General features: G+C 72.4%; 6 protein-coding genes and 1 pseudogene. 3 read left to right on the top strand and 4 right to left on the bottom strand.

Annotation, left to right across the window (positions count from 1 at the left end):
• Positions 1-1,371 (top strand): alpha-galactosidase (locus CCN33_RS17865; protein WP_140394580.1); only part of this gene is annotated, 1,371 nt, incomplete at its 5' end.
• 5 nt (positions 1,372-1,376) lie between these two features.
• Here CCN33_RS17865 and CCN33_RS17860 read toward each other — a convergent pair.
• Complete coding sequence (locus tag CCN33_RS17860) at positions 1,377-1,559, bottom strand: hypothetical protein (RefSeq protein WP_086694588.1); 183 nt, start codon at positions 1,557-1,559, stop codon at positions 1,377-1,379.
• Between the two features lie 315 nt (positions 1,560-1,874).
• Here CCN33_RS17860 and CCN33_RS17855 point away from each other — a divergent pair, with 315 nt between their 5' ends.
• Positions 1,875-2,831, top strand: a complete 957-nt coding sequence (locus tag CCN33_RS17855; RefSeq protein ID WP_086694587.1) for a mechanosensitive ion channel family protein — start codon at positions 1,875-1,877, stop codon at positions 2,829-2,831.
• Between the two features lie 82 nt (positions 2,832-2,913).
• Here CCN33_RS17855 and CCN33_RS17850 read toward each other — a convergent pair whose 3' ends face one another.
• Positions 2,914-3,084: a DUF5670 family protein gene (locus tag CCN33_RS17850; protein ID WP_030805655.1), complete on the bottom strand. Its 171-nt coding sequence runs from the start codon at positions 3,082-3,084 to the stop codon at positions 2,914-2,916.
• Between the two features lie 210 nt (positions 3,085-3,294).
• Between CCN33_RS17850 and CCN33_RS17845 the strand changes: the two genes are divergently transcribed.
• Positions 3,295-3,540, top strand: coding sequence for a DUF6479 family protein (locus CCN33_RS17845; RefSeq protein WP_086694586.1), 246 nt, complete (start codon positions 3,295-3,297; stop codon positions 3,538-3,540).
• A 4-nt stretch (positions 3,541-3,544) separates the two neighbouring features.
• On the opposite strand, the gene CCN33_RS17840 is transcribed toward CCN33_RS17845, so the two are convergent.
• Together CCN33_RS17840 and CCN33_RS17835 are read right to left on the bottom strand one after the other, a co-directional pair.
• Positions 3,545-4,054: an SRPBCC family protein gene (locus CCN33_RS17840; protein WP_086694585.1), complete on the bottom strand. Its 510-nt coding sequence runs from the start codon at positions 4,052-4,054 to the stop codon at positions 3,545-3,547.
• Between the two features lie 70 nt (positions 4,055-4,124).
• Positions 4,125-4,546 (bottom strand): annotated as a pseudogene (locus CCN33_RS17835) (aminotransferase class V-fold PLP-dependent enzyme); the annotation flags it as partial.

The following is a 4,546-nucleotide window of genomic DNA, read 5'->3' as shown; positions in this document are numbered from 1 at the left end:
GTGCTGGGGGAGGGGCACGAGGGGGCCGAGATCGTCCTGGCCCCCGGCCGGCGGCACGTCACGCCGGTCAGCGTCGCCGTGCACGCCATGGGCGGCTTCGGTGCCGTCAGCCGCGCCTTCCACAGCTATGTCCGGTGTCATGTCCTGCCGCGCCCGGACGAGTTGCGGCCCGTCCTCTACAACTCCTGGGAGGCGACCGGGTTCGAGACCACCGAGGAGGGCCAGCTGAGGCTGGCCCGGCGGGCGGCCGGCCTCGGGGTGGAGCTGTTCGTGGTGGACGACGGCTGGTTCGGCACCCGCGACGACGACCGTTCCGGCCTCGGCGACTGGACCCCGCACCCCCGCCGGTTCCCGCGCGGACTGCGTCCCCTCGCCGAGGAGGTGCACCGACTGGGCATGGCGTTCGGGCTCTGGGTGGAACCCGAAATGACCAACCCGGACAGCGACTTGTACCGCCGCCACCCCGAGTACGTCCTGCATCTGCCCGACCGCACCGCCACGGCGCTGCGCCACCAGCTCGTGCTGGACTTCTCCCGCCACGAGGTGACCGAGTGGGCGAGTGACTGGCTGCGCCGGATCGTCGCCGAGAACACCGTCGACTTCCTCAAGTGGGACTTCAACCGCTCCTTCACCGAGGCGGGCGCGCGGAGCGGCGGGCCGGACGCGCGACGGGTGCACATCGAGCACGCGCGCGGGGTGCACCGGGTGCTCGACCGGCTGCGCGCCGAATTCCCCCGGCTCCGGATCGAGTCCTGCGCGGGCGGCGGCGGCCGGACCGACCTCGGCATGCTCGCCCGTACCGACCAGGTGTGGACCTCGGACAACACCGACGCCGTCCAACGGCTCGCCGTCCAGCACGGCTTCAGCCAGCTCTACCCGGCCCGCGTCATGTCGGCGTGGGTCACCGACAGCCCCAACCCGCTGACCGGCCGCCGGGTACCGCTGGCCTTCCGCTTCCACTCGGCCATGGCGGGCGTCCTGGGCATCGGCGGCGACCTGGACCGGTGGACACCGGCCGAACTCGCCGAGGGCGCCCGGCTGATCGGGGTCTACAAGGACATCCGCCCGCTGGTGCAGCACGGCCACCAGTACCGGCTGCTCGCACCGGGCGACGGCGCCCTGACCGCCGTCCAGTACACCGGTCCCGACGGCGACCGAACGGTGGTGCTGGTGTGGCGGCCCAGTGCCTCCTTCGGCCCTGCGCACCCGCCGCTCCGGCTGCGGGGCCTCGACCCCGGCGCGCGCTACCGGGACGAGGACACCGCCGCGGAATGGTCGGGGGCGACCCTCACGGGCTTCGGCCTGCCCGTCCCCGACCTGCCGGACGGCGACTGCGCGAGCGCGCTGGTGCGCCTGCGCAGGGTGGCGTAGCCGGGTCAGCGGCCGAGGGGCCCTCCCATCGGGCCAGGCGTGTGCGACCCGGCGCCGGGCAGTCCGGTGCCCGGGGGCATCACTCGTGCCAGGTCGCGGTGTATGCGGTCGGCTTCGCCCCGCACCTCGGCGGGGACGTCACCGCGCTCGGCGACGAGACGGCTGAAGATCGGGGTGTCGGTGAACATGGCGGAGGCTGCTCTTTCCAGTGGGTCGCCGGGGTGGGGGAGCGACGGGACGGGTGACGGTCACCTGCCGTGGCCGGACCGTCGGCGGGCCGGAAGACGGCGGTCCCGAGGAACGCCCGGCCAGGAACGGGCACACGACACCTTAAGGGGCGGTACCGGCAACGCGTGTCCGGGGACCCGGTCCAACTGGTCGGCTTGGCTGATCATGTCTTACTTGTTCGAGGGTAGACGCGGCCGACAAGTCCGAAAGTCGTCGAATACGGAGTACACGTGCCGACACCGCACCTTTCCCCACAGCCCAGCGCGTCCGGAGCCGTGCATCTCGCCGTGTCCTGGCCGAACTGGCTGGAGGCGCACACCACGGCACTGGTCGAGGTCCCCCTGCGCATCGCCCTGATCGTCGTCGTCCTGGCGGTGATCCGCTGGGTGGCCAAGCGCGCCATCACCCGCGTCGTCCAGCACATCCTGCAGCCCTCCGGCGACGATCACGAGTCCCGCCCGCCGCGCCGTGTCGGGCGCGGGGCCGCCGTCCTGCTGCGTGACCGCAGCCGTTCCTCGCAGCGCCGCGAACAGCGCGCCCGCACCATCGGCTCGGTGCTCAGCAGCGGCGTCACCATCGTTCTGGCCCTGCTCGGTACGGCCATGATCCTCGACCAGGTCGGCATCGCCCTCGGGCCGCTGCTGGCCAGTGCGGGAGTGGTCGGTCTCGCCATCGGTTTCGGCGCGCAGAGCCTGGTCGCCGACTACCTCTCCGGCCTGCTCATCATGGTCGAGGACCAGTACGGCGTCGGTGACACCGTCGACCTCGGCGAGGCCGTCGGCGAGGTCGAGCGCATCGGCCTGCGCCTCACCCATGTCCGTGACCTCAACGGCGGTCTGTGGCACATCCGCAACGGCGAGGTCCTCCGGGTCCGCAACGACAGCCAGGACTGGGCCCGTGCCGTCCTGGACGTCGCCGTGGCCTACGACGCCAACCTCGACACCGTCTACCAGGTGCTGGAGGACGCCGGCCGCAGCCTGCGCCAGGACCCGGCCTTCTCCGCCGTCCTGCTGGAGGACCCCAGCGTGTGGGGCGTGCAGTCGCTGGACGCGGACGGTGTCGTCGTCCGCCTCGCCGTGAAGACGATCCCGCTCCAGCAGTGGGGCGTCACCCGCGAGTTGCGCCGCCGTGTGAAGGACGCGCTGGACGCGGCCGGCATCGACATCCCCTTCCCGCAGCGCACCATCTGGCTGCGCAACGAGGAACCGGAGACGAGGCTCACCGCCCGCTGACTCTCCCCCCGCACGACGAGGGGCCCGGCCTTGGGAAGGCCGGGCCCCTCGTCATGTCCCGCGGTGTGCGCGTGCGGTGCGCCTACCAGCGGTACCAGCGGCCACGACGGCCACCACTGCCCGCGGGGCGCACGAAGAAGCCGACCAGCCACACGACCAGGACGATCACCGCGATCCACCACAGCGCCTTCAGGGCGAAGCCCGCGCCGAAGAGGATGAGAGCCAGCAGAAGAACCAGAAGCAAAGGAACCATTGTCATAACCTCCTGACCGCCGATTGCCCTTGACCAGCGAATACACGCACACGATTGCCAAGTTATTCACACGACGCGAAGGGCATGTGGACGTGTTGCCGTGCAGGCCGTCCCGGCGGTGGTGCTCCGTTCGGTGCAGCGCGGACGCGGAGGAGGCTGACGGGGCCGGTGAAGAGGGATTCTCCGCGTGCGCGGGGGTAACCGCCCTGCATGAACATCGCTGCTGAATTCCTCGCCGCGTCCAGCAGGAGCGCGCTCTGGCTCCTGGTCGTGGGCGTGATCGTCGCCGTGATCCTGCTGGGCGGATTCCTGCTGGGCAGCCGACGGGCGCGCTCGCGCCGCATGTCCACGCAGCCGCCCGGCGCCGACACCCGCCGTGGCCCGCAGGACCAGTCGGGCGTCGGCTGGCAGACCCCGGAGGACAACCCGGAGAACCACTCCCACCACCGCCGCTGAGGGCTCACTCCGCGTGCTGCCGCTCCAGCTCCCGCTTGAGGTTGGCCAGGGTCCGGCGGATGTTGCGGGTCTGGAAGTCGGGGAAGGTGCTGCCCGAGGTGACGATCCGGTCGAAGACGCCGGCCACGAAGTCCGGCCAGGTACGGCGGTCGTCGCTCCAGATCTCGGTGACGCGGGTGCCCTCGCCCTCCGGCTCGAAGCGGTACTCCCAGGTGGCGATCGGGCCGCGCAGGCGCGGGCGGCCGACGCCGATGGCGTGGACCCGGAAGGCGAAGCGGCGGCCCGGCTCGGCCGCCGTGACCGTGCACCGGGTCACCCAGCGGAAGCGTCCGCGCTTGTTCCGTCCGACGAAGCTCGTGCCCACCTCGGCCGGCCCCGCCGCCGAGCCGGGGGTGGTGCCCAGGTTCTCCGGGCTCCAGCGCCCCATGTCACCGGGGTCGCTCACCGCCCGGTAGGCGGCGTCCGGGGAGACGTCGATGACGATGCTGTCGCTGACACTCAACACACGGGCCACTGCGCTGCCTCCTACCGCGAGCATGTAGCTACTACCGAGTAGGAATCATGGCACGGCCCCCCCGGCCCGGTCAGTCCCCGAGGGCCGACAGGGCGGCGGTGACCTGGTCGCACACCTCGGGCGGGGTCGAGGCGTGCGGGGAGAACCTCAGCGAGTCCGCTCGCACCGTCGGCGTGACGCCCTCGGCGTGCAGCGCCTTCGCCACCAGTGCCGGATCGCGGTCCGGCACGGTGAAGGAGAGGATGCCCGCGCGCCGGGCCGGGTCGGCGGGGGAGAGGACCCGCCCGCCACAGGCCCGGACGGCCTCGGTGAGTTCACCGGTCCGCTCCGCGATGGCGGCCTCGATCGCGCCCACGGTGTGCCGCTCGACGAGGTCCAGGGCGACCGCGAACGCGGCCGCCGTCACCGGGCTCAGGTTGGTGACGGACCAGCGGCCGGCGTCCGGGGCGGGCGGGTGCTCCGCGCCGTCGAAGAGGCCGGCCTCCGCCACGC

The sequence above is a fragment of the Streptomyces recifensis genome, from assembly GCF_002154615.1.
Classification (GTDB): Bacteria; Actinomycetota; Actinomycetes; order Streptomycetales; family Streptomycetaceae; genus Streptomyces; species Streptomyces griseoluteus.
The sequence above is the reverse complement of the archived record's forward strand: the minus strand, read 5'-3'. Positions and strand labels throughout refer to the sequence as shown.